Genomic DNA, 14,730 nt, shown 5'->3' with positions numbered 1-14,730 from the left:
CTCGCGAGTAGCAGTGCAGGTACGCAGCGTGGCGGTACCTGACCAGGGCTCGCGGAGGTGTCTATGGCGACAATCGTGAACTCCCAGCCGCCGATTGCGTGGCGGTACTGCGGCAGCCAGATCAAGATGTGGCGTGCCGAGGCCGGTATCACTCGGGAAGCGCTGGCGACCGAAGTCGGCTACGACTACGAGTACGTCAAGTCCATGGAGAACGGCCGTCGTCGGCCCACTCTGCGGTTGTTGCAGATTGCGGATCAGCTGTGCAAGGCGGGTGGGAAGCTCGTTGCTGCGCAGGAATACCTGAAGCCGGAGCCGTTCGCAACGTTCTCGCAGGATTTCATTCGGTACGAGTCCGAGGCCATCTCGATTAGCTCGTATGAACCGCTGCTGATTCCGGGTCTGCTGCAGACGGCAGAGACCGCTCGCGCGCTGCTCAAGGCCCACTGGCCTCCGCTGGACGATGAGACAGTCGAGGAGCGCGTGATGGCGCGGCTGAAGAGGCAGGACGTCCTCGCACAGCAGACCAGATCGTTCAGCTTCGTGATCGGTGAATCGGCGCTGCGCAACGAGGTTGGAGGCGCCGAAGTTCACTTGGATCAGCTGCGGCACCTGTTGGCACTGTCCGAGCAGCGGAACATCACCGTGCAAGTGCTGCCTATCGCCGGTGCACATCCGGGCCTCAACGGGCCCCTCGTCTTGCTGGAAACGACAGAACACGAGCATCTTGGGTACGAAGAAGGACAGACAACGGGCGTGCTCTACTCGGATCCGGACCGTGTCAGCATCGCCACGCAGCGCCATGCGATGATCTTGCGCCAGGCGCTGAGTCTTTCGGAGTCCGAGAGATTCATCAGAGAGGTAGCGGAGGGGTCATGACGCAGGACCTGCGATGGTTCAAGTCCAGCTACAGCGGCACAGAGGGTGGCAACTGCCTTGAGGTGGCACGCGGCTGGCGCAAGTTCAGTCACAGTGACAGTCAGGGCGGTGCCTGCATAGAAATAGCCCCCTGCCCCCACACCATCCACATCCGAGACTCGAAGCTAGGCCCCCAAAGCCCCCGCTTCACCGTTCCCGGAGCCGCTTGGGCCGCGTTCGTCGCCTACGCGTCCTCCGGCGCTTGAGCTTCGAGTCGGGGGTGGGGTGCGGGGGTGCCAGGCGGGCTGGTTAGGGTCCGCTCATGGACGTACTCATTCATCTCTTCGTCGGCCTGCACATCATTGGCATCGCCGCGCTTCTCGGCGGGTTTCTCAGCCAGATGAAGGCGATGGGCCAGGGCACGGCCCGCTTCGTTCCCGGGATGCTGCACGGGGCGCTGACCATGCTCGTCACCGGCATGGTGCTCGTCGGGCTCGCCCAGTCCGAGTGGGGGCACGTCAACGTCGCCAAGATCGGCATCAAGCTGGCCGTGCTGATAGTGATCCTCGGGATCGTCTATGTGCAGCGCGACGAGGAGAAGGTCGACAAGCGCCTGTTCGGGGTGGTCGGGCTGCTGACCATGGTGAACATCTTCATCGCAGTGCTTTGGACGTGAGCCAGCGTGAGTCAGTGCAGGTTCTCGGTCCTGTGGGCAGGCACTCGCTCGATACGGGTCCAGCCCCTCCAGCCCCGCTCCTCCAGGATCGCCAGGAGCCGCTTGGCGGCCGGTGAGGACTCGACCGTGGTTCTGTCCAGCAGGTCGACGAACTGGTCGTCGAAGCCGTCGGCACCTACCTCGCCGGCCTCGATGGCACGCATCATCAGACGCTCCATGATGTCGGCGATCTCGACGAGCCGCGGATCGTCGACCGAGTAGTCGAGTGCCCCACTGAGAAGGCTGTAGAGCTTCACCATGTCGGGGTCGTCCAGCTCCTCGTGCTTCTTGGCGATCACGGAGTCGATCAGATGCGGCACCTGGGCGGCGACCATGATCCAGGCATCCCGCTCCCTCTCGATGTACCGCTCCTCGACGCCGAGACCGCGCAGCCGGTCGAGATAGTCCACGACGCTCTGCGGGAGCGCCAGCTGCTCTCCTGCGGAGAGCCGGGCGAGCCGTCTGCGGGTGCCCTGCAGCCGCTGGATCTCGGCGCGCAGGTCCTTGTCGATCTCCCGGACGCCGTCGGCGAATTCCTCCGGGTCGGCGTCGAGGAGTTCCTGCACCCGGGCCAGCGGCACGCCGGCGTCTGCCAGGGTGCGGATCCGGATCAGTCGTACGACGGCGGCAGCGTCGTAGGACCGGTAACCGGATCGGTCGCGTTCGGGCTCCGGGAGCAGCCCGATCTGGTGGTAGTGGCGTACCGCCCGCACCGTCACCCCGGCGTACGTCGCAAGCTGGCTGATGGTGAGCATGGGTCTCAGCCTGCCTCAGGCGATTTTCCGGCGGTAGGCGGCCAGCGCGAAGACGTACGCCACGACGAGGATGCCGAGGCACCATGCGAGGGCGGTCCAGATGTCGTCGCCGATCGGCCGCTGGGCGAACAGGTCGCGGATCGTGTTGACGATCGACGTCGTCGGCTGGTGCTCGGCGAAGGCGCGCACCGGGCCGGGCATGGTCTTCGTGGGCACGAACGCCGAGCTGATGAACGGCAGGAAGATAAGCGGGTAGGCGAAGGCGCCCGCGCCCTCGACGGATGACGCGGAGAGCCCGGGAATCACGGCGATCCAGGTCAGGGCCAGGGTGAAGAGGAACAGGATGCCGGCGACCGCGAGCCATGCCGCCACTCCTGCCCCTGTGCGGAAGCCCATGAGCAGCGCGACGCCCACGACGATCACGAGCGAGATCAGGTTGGCGACCAGTGAGGTGACGACGTGTGCCCACAGCACACCCGACCGTGCGATCGGCATGGACTGGAATCGCTCGAAGATCCCGCTCTTCATGTCGGTGAAAAGCCGGTACGCGGTGTAGGAGATGCCCGACGCGATGGTGATGAGCAGGATGCCGGGCAGCATGTAGTTCACGTACGAAACCGACCCTGTGTCGATCGCGCCGCCGAACACGTAGACGAACATCAGCATCATGGCGACCGGCGTGATGACGGTCGTGATGATGGTGTCCACGCTGCGTGTGACATGGCGCAGGGTCCGCCCGGTGAGAACAGCGGTGTCGGCGAAGAAATTCGTGGTCATCTTTGTCCCCCTACTTGTCTGCGCCGGTGGCTTCGGTCTTGACGTCGCTGCCGACGATCGCGAGGAAGATCTCCTCCAGGGTCGGCTGCTTCTCGATGTACTCGACCGTGGCGGGCGGGAAGAGCTGCTTGAGCTCGGTGAGGGTGCCGTTCGCGATGATCCGGCCCTTGTGGAGGATCGCGATCCGGTCGGCGAGCTGTTCGGCCTCGTGCAGGTGCTGCGTGGTGAGCAGCACCGTCGTGCCGCACGCGGCGAACTCCTTGACGGCGTGCCACACCTCGATGCGCGCCTCGGGGTCGAGCCCGGTTGTCGGCTCGTCCAGGAAGATCACCGGCGGATTCCCGATGAGGCTCATCGCGATGTCCAGCCGTCGGCGCATCCCGCCCGAGTACGTGGACACCATCCGCGTGCCGGCGTCGGTCAGCGAGAAACGGCTCAGCAGGTCGTCCGCGATCACGCCCGGGTCCTTGAGGTGGCGCAGCCTGGCGACGAGTACGAGGTTCTCCCGGCCGCTGAGGATCTCGTCGACGGCCGCGAACTGCCCGGTGAGGCTGATGGACTCCCGCACGTCCGCCGGTTGCGTGGCGACGTCGAAGCCCTGGACGCCGGCCGTCCCCGCGTCGGCCTTCAGGAGCGTGGCGAGGATCTTCACGGTCGTGGTCTTGCCCGCCCCGTTGGAGCCGAGCAGGGCGAAGATGCTGCCCCGCGCCACGTCGAAGTCCACGCCGCGCAGCACTTCGAGCTTCCCGTACGACTTCTCCAGACCCCGCACGAGAATCGCCGGACCGGCGATCGATTGGGCCACCATGGTCATTTCCCTCCTTCGCGGAGCTGTTCCACGCGACTGCGAGGAAGCTCCTGCCGGAAGGATGGAGGGTTGACCCAGCGTCAGGGTCAAGCTCGTTCCGACCGCGGCGTCCAGATCGCCGGCGCGGGTGCGAGCCAACCGCAGATGCGGGCCACCGCCGACCACACCGGCATTCCCTGGCGGCGATGCCAACTGATCGGCGTGGCTGAACGGGCCGCAGTCACAGGGTGATCATCAGCGGAAGGCGAAGTACTCGGTGTGCAGGTGATCCCCAGGGATGCCGTGGGCCCGGAGGCTGCGCATGAGGCTCTTGGTCAGAGAGGCGGGGCCGCAGAGGAACACGTGGGTGTCGGGGGCGAGTGGGCCTGTGATGGCCTCGATCCGGTCGACGGTGAGGTGGCCCTCGGCCTTGCTGAAGTGCGGATGAACCCGTAGACCGGGGTGATCGCTCGCAGCTGAGGTCAGTTCGGTCAGGAAAGGCGCCTCGTCGAGGCTGGGGGCGCAGTAGAACAGGTCCGCTCGGGGCAACGCGTCGTCCGGCTCGCCGAGCCAGCCGAGGAAGGGTGCGATACCGATGCCCCCGGCGATCCAGATCTGCCGAGGGCCGCCGAGGGTGTGATCGAACATGCCGTACGGGCCGGTGAGGGTCGCGGGCAGTCCCTCGCGCAGGTCCGCGTAGATGGAGCGGGTGCCGCGGCCGAGCGCGCGGATGGTCAGGCGCACCGAACCGTCTGGATACGTTCCGGCGACGCTGAGGGGGTGCTCACGCCGGGCGTGGTTGCCTCCGATACGCAAGTACACGAACTGGCCGCCCATCACGGGCAGCGTGACCGGGCCGGTCGGGGTGAGGGTGACGTCGGTGATGCCGACCGCGGGTCGCTCGACGCGGTGGACGGTATAGTCGGCCCGGGGTTCCCGGCGCCGCCGGATCAGTTCGTCGTAGCCGTACGCCGCCAAGCCGACGGCGCCCATGGTGAGATACACGACCCGCAGCGCGGTGGACCCGCCGATCACGGGATCCATGGCCCAGCCGTGGACGAGGGCGAGCAGGACCAACAGGCCGGTGGCACGGTGCAGGAGTAGCCAGCGCTCGTAGGGCAGGCGCAGGATCCGGCCGACGCGGGCCAGCGACACGGCGACCAGTACGAGCAGACCGACCGCCGAGACGATTCCGAGGACGAGGCCGGTGCGGGCCAGCTGGGTGGCCTGATCGGGGCCGATGTTCTCTGCCGCGGTCTGGGTGAGCAGGATGTGGGGGGCGAGCAGGAGCATGGACCACAGGGCGTACTGCTTGTGCCACACATACATCCGATCCAGGCCGCCGAACCACTGCTCCAGCCAGGTCAGCCGGGTGGCCAGCACCAGCGCCAGGGTCATCAGGTAGACGGTGCACACTCCGGCGAGTTCGCCGAGGAAGTAGCCGGCACTGATGTCCGTCGGCCGCAACCGGTCCCAGGCCAGCAGCAGCAGGACGCCCAGGGTGCTCACGGTCAGCGGACCCGCGTGACGCTTCTTCAGGCGCGCGTCCAGGGGACGGCGCGCGATCCGGACGGCGTACGCCGCCATCGCGATCAGGAAGGGCATGATCGGCCTCTCAGCGGCCTGGTGCCGGTGGCGGCACCAGGGCAGTCCCTAGGTAAAGGCTCAGGGGAGCAGCACGGTGCGCCGGCCGTCGCCGGACCGCTGCCGCCATGCCGCGGCGACATCGCTCAGCGCCACTTCGTCGATGTCGATCGAAAGCTCTCCGGATGCCGTTATCCGAAGGAACTCCGGGACCGCCTTTCTCAGGTCGGCCAGGGGCACCGTACCCACCCCACTGCCGAGGATCTCCAGACCTGAACTGCGCAAGACGTCCGCACGCAACGTGATGGACGGGCCGGCGGACTGCCCCACCTCGACCAGGCGGACGCGGGGCGCGCCATGGGTCATCCCGCGACGGCTGATCGCCGTGATCGCGGCCTCGGCGGGCGCGCCCCACAGATAGTCGACGATGACGTGGATCCCGACGTCACCGGCCGCCGCGCTCATTGCGGCCGCGTCGTCGGTCCCTCCCAGCTGCACGGTGGCGTCGACGCCCAGCCGGTCGAGCGCGGCCGCGTCGCGGCCCGCGGCGATGATCCGACCGGCGCCCAGGCGCCGCGCCAGCTGCACCGCGAGGCGGCCCGACACGCCGGTGGCGCCCAGCACGAGCACCGTCTCCCCAGCCTGCAGATTCGCGCGCCAAGTCAGCGCGAGCCAGGCTGCCAGGCCCGGATTCATGATCGCGGCGGCGGTCACGTCGTCCAGAGCTTCGGGCAACGGTACGCACATGCCGTGCGGGGCCGCAGCCACTGGCGCCATCGTGCCGAAGGGCGAGCGCACGCCCCCGAAGTAGACGCGGGTGCCGTCGGCCAGCCTGCCGACCCCATCCACCCCGGGAACCATCGGGTAGTCGCCGTCGCTGCCGTAGTGCTCGCCGCTGGCCAGGGCGCGCACGATCGGGTGCAACCCTGCCGCGCTCACTTGGACCAGCACCTCGCCCTCACCCACCACCGGCTCGGCGAATTCCCCGAACTCGGGCGTCTTGCCCACTGCGCTGATCACTGCTGCCTTCATTGCGACTCCCCTCTTGGCTGAATCCAGATTCACCGAATCGGCATTCGGTGAATCTGGATTCAGAGTAGGATGGGTCATCATGGGCAGTCAAGGACCGATGGGAGGGCCGGTGGGGGTACGCAAGACCAGGGCGGCGCAGACCGAGGCGGCACTGAAGGACGCCGCCCGGCGGCTGTTCGCCGAGCGCGGCTACCTGAACACGAAGATCGGCGACATCACGGCGGCCGCCGGCCGCGCCACCGGATCCTTCTACGACCACTACACGGGCAAGGAAGAACTGCTCCAAGCTCTGCTGGCCGACATGAACGCCCAGATCGACCACGAGATCGACGCCGGCGACTACCCGCCCCAGCACGACCTGAGCGACCGCGACCAACTACGCGGCCACCTCGCCGTCGGCTGGCAGATGTTCCGCGACCACCTGCCGGTCGTGGTCGCCCTGACCCAGTCCCGCATCGTGGCGGACCTCGGATCGGGCCGGGCCTGGCGCGATCTCGCCACCGAGACCGAGGTACTCCGCGACCACCTCCGCTACCTGCAGTCCCACGGGCACCAGCTACCCGGCGACCCCACACTGGTCGCCGCCGCCATGGGCGCCATGGTCTCCGGCCTCGGCTACGCCATCCTCACCGCTGACACCCACGGCCCCGCCGCCAGCGACGACGAGATCCTCGACACCCTCACCGACCTGCTCCTGCACGGCCTGGCCGGCACGCCACCGGCGTAACCCGCCGGAGAGACTCGAACGGAACCCGGGACCCCGCCTCCAGTACGGACTTCCTCCGCCCGCCACCCTCGCCTTCAGCCCACTCGACGTCGACCAGGCCGAGGTCCGTTGCCACCCCGGGCTCCCCATACCTGCCGAAAGCGGCCGTGACGGGTACAGCGAGAACCGGACCAGAGAAATGAGATCAAACGAACGAGGCATACACCGCCGCTCATCAGTACGCGACGCAATGAGAATCCGACAGCTCGAACGAGAACGAGTGAGAATCCGACAGCGTCATTGCGACGGGACGGGGGCGATTCTCGGCGATCTGTCACAGACGACAACTTGACGACAGATCGCTGAGAATCCGACAGATCTGAAGCGGCCCCAGAGGCGGTCAGGCCACCCGCACCACGCTGTGGATGATCGACGCGCCGCCGTAGTAGATCGACTCCTCGCGCACGTACGCGCCGGGCTTCGGGGCGTGGATCATCATGCCGTTGCCGATGTAGAGACCGACGTGGCTGACATCGGAATAGAAGAAGATCAGGTCACCCGGCTTCGCGTCGGCAACGGAGACCGTCGTTCCTGCGTTGACCTGGTCGTACGTCACACGCGGGAGGCTGACGCCCGCCGCCTTCCATGCGGCCTGGGTGAGGCCCGAGCAGTCGTAGGAGCCGGGGCCGGTGGCGCCCCACACATACGGCTTGCCGATCTGCGCCCGGGCGAACGCCAGCGCCTTCTCCGCCTTCGTCGAGGTCGAGTCCGAGGAAGACGACGAGCCTGATGAAGAGCCCGATGAGGAGGAGGACGAATCCGAGGACGAGCCCGAGGACGCGTTGTCCTGGGCCGCCTTCTCTGCCGCTGCCTTCTCGGCCGCCGCCTGCTGCTTCGCCAGTTCGGCGGCCTTGGCTGCGGCTTCTTCCTGCTTCTTCTTCTCGATCGCCGCGAGCCGGGCCTTCTCCTCGGCGTTGAGCTTCGAGAGCAGGTCACGCGCGTCGGTGAGCTTCGTCTGGACCGTGGCCTTGGCCGTCTTCAGGTCCGTCTGCGACGTGGTGAGCGCCTCCAGGCTCTGCGCGGCCTCCTGACGCTTCTTCATCGTCGCCGACTGCTCGCTGATGTAGTCGTCGACCGCGCCCTTCTGGCGGTTGGTCAGACGGCTCATCAACTGCGTCTGGTCGAAGTAGTCCTGCGGAGAGTCCGCGAGGAGGAAGGTCGCCGTGTCGGGTTCGGCGGCGCCCGTGCGGTACTGGGCGGCGGCGAAGGAACCCAGCTGCTCCCTGGCCGTGTTGAGCTTCTGGGTGCGCTTGGCGACGTCGTCGAGGAGGGTGTCGACGCGCTTCCGCTGCTTAGTGGACTTCTCCTTGGCCGCGTTGTACTTCTCGGTCGCCGACTCGGCCTGGCGGTAGAGGTCGTCGACCTTCTTCTGGACCTCCTCCAGGCTCGGTCTGTCGTCCGAGGGCGCCGCGTTGGCGGTCTGGGAGAGAAGGGCCACGGAGGTGAGGGCGGCGGCCGTGGCGATGGCGGGGGTGCGTATGCCTGCGACGCGCGGGCCGGCGGGGCGCGACTTGCGGTGCGACGCCAAGGGAGGCGACTCCTTCCACGTTCCGCCTACCGGGTTAGCTGTCGGGTTCGGGCGGGTGGTTCGGAAGGGTTGCCCTACGGTCCCTATCCCGGCGGGGATACGGGCCGATTCACCCCAAGTTCGGTTGGGTCCCCGGCTCCGGCTGCCGTGGGGGCGCACCGGACTCGGCGGAGCCGCGCGGCCCGGCGACGTTCGCCGGTGGGGGTCGTGCGGCCTGCCCGGCACGGTAGCCAACTCGTGTGGCCTCTGTGAAGGTTGATGGCCGATATGCCCGATACTAATTTGTGACCTTCACCTCGGTGAGGCTTTGTCGTCGTCCTTATGGGGGGATCTGCGACCGCTTGTCCGAGACGGGGGATGGTCTGGTCCGGGGGCGGTTCGGATGCGGCCCGGGTGCGGCCCGGGTGCGATGTGCCCGGTCGCCGGTGTCCGCGTGCCTGATGCGTCCTGGTCCGTGCGCGGGTCCGCGTACGCCCGGCGGTGCCGCCGGGGGATTCCCGGAGCGGGCCCGGGTTGTCAGTGGGGGGTCCTAGACTCGGAGAGCGATGAGCAGCCTCTTTGACGACAGCTTCCTGGCGGATCTCCAGGCCCCGCGGGGCCATGACGAGGAGCCCCCGCCGCCGCCCGAGGACGAACACGTACCGGAGTCGCTTCCGGACGATCTGTTCGGCGGGAAGTTCGACGTGCCTCCGGACCGGGACGAGTACTACCGCAACGGCGCCCCGCGCCCCGCCGTGGATCCGGCCGCCCTGCTGGAGGGGCTGAACGACAACCAGAGCGCCGCCGTCGCGCACTCCGGCACCCCGCTGCTCATCGTGGCCGGAGCCGGTTCCGGCAAGACCCGTGTGCTCACGCACCGCATTGCGTATCTGCTGGCCGATCGCGGCGTGCACCCGGGCCAGATCCTCGCGATCACCTTCACCAACAAGGCCGCCGGCGAGATGAAGGAGCGCGTCGAGCAGCTCGTCGGGCCGCGGGCGAACGCGATGTGGGTGATGACCTTCCACAGCGCATGCGTGCGCATCCTGCGCCGGGAGTCCAAGAAGCTCGGCTTCACCTCCTCCTTCTCGATCTACGACGCCGCCGACAGCAAGCGTCTGATGGCGCTCGTCTGCCGTGACCTGGACCTCGACCCCAAGCGCTACCCGCCGAAGTCCTTCAGTGCCAAGATCTCCAACCTGAAGAACGAGCTGATCGACGAGGAGGACTTCGCCGCCCAGGCCGCCGACGGCTTCGAGAAGACCCTCGCCCAGGCGTACGCGCTCTACCAGTCCCGGCTGCGCGAGGCGAACGCCCTCGACTTCGACGACCTGATCATGACGACGGTCAATTTGCTGCGCGCCTTCCCGGACGTCGCCGAGCACTACCGCCGCCGCTTCCGTCATGTCCTCGTCGACGAGTACCAGGACACCAACCACGCCCAGTACGCGCTGGTGCGCGAGCTGGTCGGCACCGCGGAGCGCCCGGTGGACGTACCGCCCGGCGAGAACGACCTCCAGCCCGCCGAACTGTGCGTCGTGGGCGACGCCGACCAGTCGATCTACGCCTTCCGCGGCGCGACCATCCGCAACATCCTCCAGTTCGAGGAGGACTACCCGGACGCCACGACGATCCTGCTGGAGCAGAACTACCGGTCCACGCAGACCATCCTGAGCGCGGCCAACGCGGTCATCGAGCGCAACGAGTCCCGCCGCCCCAAGAACCTGTGGACCAACGCGGGCGCGGGCGCCCGGATCACCGGCTATGTCGCCGACACCGAGCACGACGAGGCGCAGTTCGTCGCCGACGAGATAGACCGCCTCACGGACGCGGGCGAGGCCAGGGCCGGTGACGTCGCCGTGTTCTACCGCACCAACGCCCAGTCCCGTGTCTTCGAAGAGGTCTTCATCCGCGTCGGCCTGCCCTACAAGGTCGTCGGCGGCGTCCGCTTCTACGAGCGCAAGGAGGTCCGGGACGTCCTCGCCTATCTGCGGGTGCTCGCCAACCCGGAGGACTCCGTTCCGCTGCGCCGCATCCTCAACGTCCCCAAGCGCGGCATCGGCGATCGCGCCGAGGCCATGATCGACGCGCTCGCCCAGCGCGAGCGGATCAGCTTCTCGCAGGCGCTGCGCCGCGTCGACGAGGCGTACGGCATGGCGGCCCGGTCGACGAACGCCGTCAGGCGGTTCAACGTGCTGATGGAGGAACTCCGTACGATCGTCGAGTCCGGCGCCGGACCGGCCACCGTCCTGGAGGCCGTCCTCGAACGCACCGGCTATCTCGCCGAGTTGCAGGCGTCCACCGATCCGCAGGACGAGACCCGTATCGAGAACCTCCAGGAACTCGCCGCCGTGGCTCTGGAGTTCGAGCAGGCGCGCGGCGAGGGCGCTGCGGCGGCCACTGAGGCTGCGGCGGCCACTGAGGCTGCGGCTGCCACTGAGGCTGCGGGGGCTGCGGGGGCTGCGGGAGGCGTGGCCGCTGTGGCCTCCGGTGGCACGCTCGCCGACTTCCTCGAACAGGTCGCGCTGGTCGCCGACTCCGACCAGATCCCGGACGACGAGGAGGACGGCTCGGGCGTCATCACCCTGATGACCCTGCACACCGCCAAGGGCCTCGAGTTCCCGGTCGTCTTCCTCACCGGCATGGAGGACGGCGTGTTCCCGCACATGCGCGCCCTCGGCCAGACCAAGGAGCTGGAGGAGGAGCGGCGCCTTGCCTACGTCGGGATCACACGCGCGCGGGAGCGGCTGTATCTGACCCGCTCCACCCTGCGCAGCGCCTGGGGCCAGCCCTCCTACAATCCGCCCTCCCGCTTCCTGGAGGAGATCCCGGCCGCGCATCTGGAGTGGAAGCGCACCGGAGCGGTCGCTCCCGTCTCCTCCAGGCCGGTGGCGGGTGTCGCGGCCTCGCTGTCGTCGTCGCGTTCACGCTCGTCGGCGTCGGGCGCGTCGGGGTTCGCCACACGCCGGACGTCGGAGAAGCCGGTGGTGTCTCTCGCGGTCGGGGACCGGGTGACCCACGACCAGTTCGGGCTGGGCACCGTCGTCGGGGTCCAGGGCACGGGCGGCGATGCCGTGGCCACCATCGACTTCGGCGACGACAGGCCCAAGAAGCTGCTGCTGCGGTACGCGCCGGTGGAGAAGCTGTAGGCGGCAGGACCGGGGCGCGGGGCGGGAACTCCCTGCTCCCTCCGGCCGCCGCCGGTGCTACGTCGGGTCGAGGCCGTGGCTGCGCAGCCACGGGAGCGGGTCGATGGGGGACCCTCCGGCCGGGCGCACCTCGAAGTGCAGGTGCGGGCCGGTCGAGTTGCCGGAATTCCCGGAGTACGCGATCGGGTCACCGGCCTTGACCGTCGTACCGGAGGCCACGCGGTAGGTGGAGAGGTGGCAGTACCACGTCTCCGTGCCGTCCTTCGCGGTCACGATCATCATGTTGCCGTAGGCGCTGTTCCACTTGGTGCTGACGACGCCGTCGGTCGCGGCCATCACGGTGGTGCCGTAGGAGACCGGGAAGTCGATGCCGGTGTGCACGGACATCCAGTTGACGCCGGCCTGGCCGAAGTAGGCGCTCAGGCCCCGCTGTGCGACCGGGATGGCGAACTTGGGGCGCAGCCGCTCCTTGCGGGCGGCCTCCTCGGCGGCCTTCTTCTTCTCGGCCACCCGCTCGGCCTTGAGGTCGATACGTTCCTGCGTACGGCTGGCCCGGTCGGCGAAGTCGTCGGCGCCCGCGGCGAGACTCGCGAGCTGGGTGTCGAGCTTGTTGTTCGCGACGGACGGCTTCACCGACTGCGCGTCCGAGGCGGACGCCGAGGTCTCCTTGTCGCCACCGGTCAGATTGCCGACGGACGCGGCGGCCACACCGGCCACACCCATCACACACACAGAGGGCACGGCCACCGTGAGGAGCGCGGAGCGTTTCGCGGGGGTACGGCGGCGTGAGCGAGCCGCGCTGCGGGAGGCGGGGAGCGGGGTGTACTCCTCCTGGTCCTCCAGCAGTGGGGGGACCTCGGCGGGCAGCTCGCCCGCGTCGGGGGCGGACGGACCGCCGCCCTCCGGGGCTGCCTCGTCGTATCCGGAGCCTTCAGCACGGCCCGCACCCGCCGATTCCGCTGAGCTTGCCGATCCCGCCGGACCCTCGAAGTCCTCGAACGCCTCGAAGGTGGCGGTCTCCAGTTGGTCGAACGGTACGGCCGTCTGCTGGTCCTGGGGCGCCTGGGCCACGTGGTCCTGGTAGTCCTGGTGGTCGTAGGACGTGTCGTAGGACGTGGTGTCCGGCTGGTCGTACGGTGCCGGGTCCTGGTGACCGTTGTTCCACTGCGTGGCGTCGTAGGCGCCGGTCTCGAAGGTCTGGGTGCCCCATTCCCAGTGCTGGGTCTGGTCGGCGGCCGTGTTGGTCTGGTCCGGCTGGAGCCAGCCGCTTGCGTCCCACTGGCCGGAGATCTCGGGTCCGGTGCCCTGCGGCGGGATCGTGGCCTGCGTGCCGTACCCGGTGGACCAGGCGGTCGCGTCGTAGCCGCCGGTGTCGTAGCCCGTCTGCTGCTGGGCCGCGTAAGGGTCCTGGTACGTGGTGGTCTGGTGGGCGCCGGTGGTCCAGCCCGAGGCGTCGTAGCCGCCGGTGGCGTAGGCCGCGCCGTCGTAGCCGCCGTAGGTGGTGAAGTCGCCGTACTGGGCGTCCTGCCCGCCGTACGACGCGTACTGCGCCGAGGCGGCATCGGAAGCCGGGGCCGGGGAGGTCACGGTCCCCGACGGGTGACGGTCGTTCACCAACTTCTCTTTCGCCTCGACTACAGGGGCTGCCAGAGCAGTGCGGCGACTGTACCCGTCGGTATGAGGGCGCGACAATCTTCCGCAGGTTTCGTGACAGGCGGAAACGGGCATTCGGCCGTCTTTCGGGGGACGGCGGGCACGGGTTTGGCTTTTTGTTCGAAGCCTGTTCGAAGTTGTCGGGGCGCGACCGGACTGTGACCCGTCGGTGATCGGGTCGGTGTCGGGGAGTTGCGGGGGAGTCGCGGGGGAACGGCGGCGGTCGGTCGGCGGTCAGGCGGCAGTCAGGCGGCAGTCAGCGGCGCTCAAGCGTCAGGCGACGGTCAGGCCGCCCTGGCCGGACACGACCCCTGCCACCGTCTCCGTCTCGTCGGCGTCCAGGGCCTGCCGTATCCCCGCTGCGACCGCCGGGTGCACGGGCATGGCGAGGTGGCCGATGCCGGTCACCCGCACGTTCTGCGCCAGCAGGTCGGGGTGGTCGACACCGGCGGTCTCCAGCGGGTCCATGAGGTGGTCGAGGTCACTCCAGAAGCTGACGAACCGCGTCCGGCAGCCCGGGGCGGGCAGCGCCAGTTCCTCAAGCACGTCGGAGCCGGGGCGCATCTGGCGCACGATGGGATGGGCGTCGGCCAGGGGGACGGCCTTGGTGCCGGAGTGCGGGGTGCCGAGCGTCACCAGCGTGCGGACCCGGTCGTCGCCGCCGAGCCGCTGCACGTAGTACCGCGCGATCAGGCCGCCCAGACTGTGCCCCACGATGTCGACCCGGTCGCTGCCGGTGCGCTCGCAGATGTCCGCGATCAGCTTGCCGAGCTGCTCGGCCGCTCTGCGTATGTCGAAGGTCAGCGGGGAGTAGTTGAAGCACACCACCCGCTGCCTGCTGTGCTGGGCGAGGCTGCGGCGCAGCAGGACGAAGACCGAGCGGTTGTCGATGAAGCCGTGCAGCAGCACGACCGGTGGCGCGGCCTCTCTCGGAAGCCGGGCCGTTCCGTCCGGCGGGGCGGCGGCCGGGGGGTCGCCGTCCTGGCGTTCCTCGAAGATGCCGGACGGATACATGAAGAGGTGGCCCACCAGGATCGCCAACTCCAGGGCGGTCGCCTTGAGGAGGGCGAGGGAGAGTCCTGCCAGCCTCTCGGGCAGCAGACGCCGGCAGAGCGGGAGAAAGGGCTGCACTGCCCCGATTGCCTTCATG

General features: G+C 68.6%; 13 protein-coding genes and 1 riboswitch. Of the genes, 5 read left to right on the top strand and 8 right to left on the bottom strand.

Annotation, left to right across the window (positions count from 1 at the left end; translation table 11 throughout):
* Positions 1-63 precede the first annotated feature (63 nt).
* Genes ACSYGN_RS15830 through ACSYGN_RS15820 form a run of 3 tightly spaced genes read left to right on the top strand, consistent with a single transcriptional unit; the run spans position 64 to position 1,531 of the window.
* The gene (locus ACSYGN_RS15830; RefSeq protein ID WP_460396090.1) at positions 64-876 is read left to right on the top strand and encodes a helix-turn-helix domain-containing protein; all 813 of its coding nucleotides are present in this window, start codon (positions 64-66) and stop codon (positions 874-876) included.
* Positions 873-1,121: a DUF397 domain-containing protein gene (locus tag ACSYGN_RS15825; protein WP_460396088.1), complete on the top strand. Its 249-nt coding sequence runs from the start codon at positions 873-875 to the stop codon at positions 1,119-1,121. Before ACSYGN_RS15830 ends, ACSYGN_RS15825 begins: the two co-directional genes overlap by 4 nt.
* Positions 1,122-1,177: 56 nt before the next feature.
* Positions 1,178-1,531, top strand: a complete 354-nt coding sequence (locus ACSYGN_RS15820; RefSeq protein ID WP_460396086.1) for a hypothetical protein — start codon at positions 1,178-1,180, stop codon at positions 1,529-1,531.
* 11 nt (positions 1,532-1,542) lie between these two features.
* Here ACSYGN_RS15820 and ACSYGN_RS15815 read toward each other — a convergent pair whose 3' ends face one another.
* The 5 genes from ACSYGN_RS15815 to ACSYGN_RS15795 all read right to left on the bottom strand — a co-directional run bounded on the left by ACSYGN_RS15815 (position 1,543) and on the right by ACSYGN_RS15795 (position 6,505).
* The gene (locus tag ACSYGN_RS15815) at positions 1,543-2,325 is read right to left on the bottom strand and encodes a MerR family transcriptional regulator (protein ID WP_460396084.1); all 783 of its coding nucleotides are present in this window, start codon (positions 2,323-2,325) and stop codon (positions 1,543-1,545) included.
* A 15-nt stretch (positions 2,326-2,340) separates the two neighbouring features.
* Entirely contained in the window at positions 2,341-3,102 is a 762-nt protein-coding gene (locus ACSYGN_RS15810; protein WP_460396081.1) for an ABC transporter permease, read from the bottom strand.
* A gap of 10 nt (positions 3,103-3,112) precedes the next feature.
* A complete protein-coding gene (locus ACSYGN_RS15805) occupies positions 3,113-3,910 on the bottom strand; it encodes an ABC transporter ATP-binding protein (RefSeq protein ID WP_460396079.1) in 798 nt (265 codons plus the stop codon).
* 234 nt (positions 3,911-4,144) lie between these two features.
* On the bottom strand, positions 4,145-5,494 hold the full coding sequence (locus tag ACSYGN_RS15800) for a ferredoxin reductase family protein (RefSeq protein WP_460396077.1): 1,350 nt from the start codon (positions 5,492-5,494) through the stop codon (positions 4,145-4,147).
* 60 nt (positions 5,495-5,554) lie between these two features.
* Complete coding sequence (locus ACSYGN_RS15795; protein ID WP_460396075.1) at positions 5,555-6,505, bottom strand: quinone oxidoreductase family protein; 951 nt, start codon at positions 6,503-6,505, stop codon at positions 5,555-5,557.
* 109 nt (positions 6,506-6,614) lie between these two features.
* Between ACSYGN_RS15795 and ACSYGN_RS15790 the strand changes: the two genes are divergently transcribed.
* Positions 6,615-7,232: a TetR/AcrR family transcriptional regulator gene (locus ACSYGN_RS15790; protein ID WP_460396073.1), complete on the top strand. Its 618-nt coding sequence runs from the start codon at positions 6,615-6,617 to the stop codon at positions 7,230-7,232.
* 379 nt (positions 7,233-7,611) lie between these two features.
* On the opposite strand, the gene ACSYGN_RS15785 is transcribed toward ACSYGN_RS15790, so the two are convergent.
* Positions 7,612-8,799, bottom strand: a complete 1,188-nt coding sequence (locus ACSYGN_RS15785; RefSeq protein WP_460396071.1) for a C40 family peptidase — start codon at positions 8,797-8,799, stop codon at positions 7,612-7,614.
* Between the two features lie 8 nt (positions 8,800-8,807).
* Positions 8,808-8,979, bottom strand: a riboswitch (cyclic di-AMP (ydaO/yuaA leader).
* Positions 8,980-9,344: 365 nt separating this feature from the next.
* On the opposite strand from ACSYGN_RS15785, the gene ACSYGN_RS15780 reads away from it, so the two are divergent.
* On the top strand, positions 9,345-11,927 hold the full coding sequence (locus ACSYGN_RS15780) for an ATP-dependent DNA helicase (RefSeq protein ID WP_460396068.1): 2,583 nt from the start codon (positions 9,345-9,347) through the stop codon (positions 11,925-11,927).
* A gap of 57 nt (positions 11,928-11,984) precedes the next feature.
* Here ACSYGN_RS15780 and ACSYGN_RS15775 read toward each other — a convergent pair whose 3' ends face one another.
* Entirely contained in the window at positions 11,985-13,541 is a 1,557-nt protein-coding gene (locus tag ACSYGN_RS15775; protein WP_460396066.1) for a M23 family metallopeptidase, read from the bottom strand.
* Between the two features lie 312 nt (positions 13,542-13,853).
* The gene (locus tag ACSYGN_RS15770) at positions 13,854-14,729 is read right to left on the bottom strand and encodes an esterase/lipase family protein (protein WP_460396064.1); all 876 of its coding nucleotides are present in this window, start codon (positions 14,727-14,729) and stop codon (positions 13,854-13,856) included.
* Between the last annotated feature and the right edge of the window lies 1 nt (position 14,730).

The organism is Streptomyces sp. YIM S03343 (genome assembly GCF_054729195.1).
This window is presented reverse-complemented; position numbering and strand designations above follow the sequence as displayed.

Coding starts and splice junctions, on each gene's coding strand:
- ACSYGN_RS15830 (WP_460396090.1), top strand. CDS start 64: ATGGCGACAATCGTGAACTCCCAGCCGCCGATTGCGTGGCGGTACTGC.
- ACSYGN_RS15825 (WP_460396088.1), top strand. CDS start 873: ATGACGCAGGACCTGCGATGGTTCAAGTCCAGCTACAGCGGCACAGAG.
- ACSYGN_RS15800 (WP_460396077.1), bottom strand. CDS start 5,494: ATGCCCTTCCTGATCGCGATGGCGGCGTACGCCGTCCGGATCGCGCGC.
- ACSYGN_RS15770 (WP_460396064.1), bottom strand. CDS start 14,729: ATGAAGGCAATCGGGGCAGTGCAGCCCTTTCTCCCGCTCTGCCGGCGT.
- ACSYGN_RS15810 (WP_460396081.1), bottom strand. CDS start 3,102: ATGACCACGAATTTCTTCGCCGACACCGCTGTTCTCACCGGGCGGACC.
- ACSYGN_RS15820 (WP_460396086.1), top strand. CDS start 1,178: ATGGACGTACTCATTCATCTCTTCGTCGGCCTGCACATCATTGGCATC.
- ACSYGN_RS15795 (WP_460396075.1), bottom strand. CDS start 6,505: ATGAAGGCAGCAGTGATCAGCGCAGTGGGCAAGACGCCCGAGTTCGGG.
- ACSYGN_RS15805 (WP_460396079.1), bottom strand. CDS start 3,910: ATGGTGGCCCAATCGATCGCCGGTCCGGCGATTCTCGTGCGGGGTCTG.
- ACSYGN_RS15780 (WP_460396068.1), top strand. CDS start 9,345: ATGAGCAGCCTCTTTGACGACAGCTTCCTGGCGGATCTCCAGGCCCCG.
- ACSYGN_RS15815 (WP_460396084.1), bottom strand. CDS start 2,325: ATGCTCACCATCAGCCAGCTTGCGACGTACGCCGGGGTGACGGTGCGG.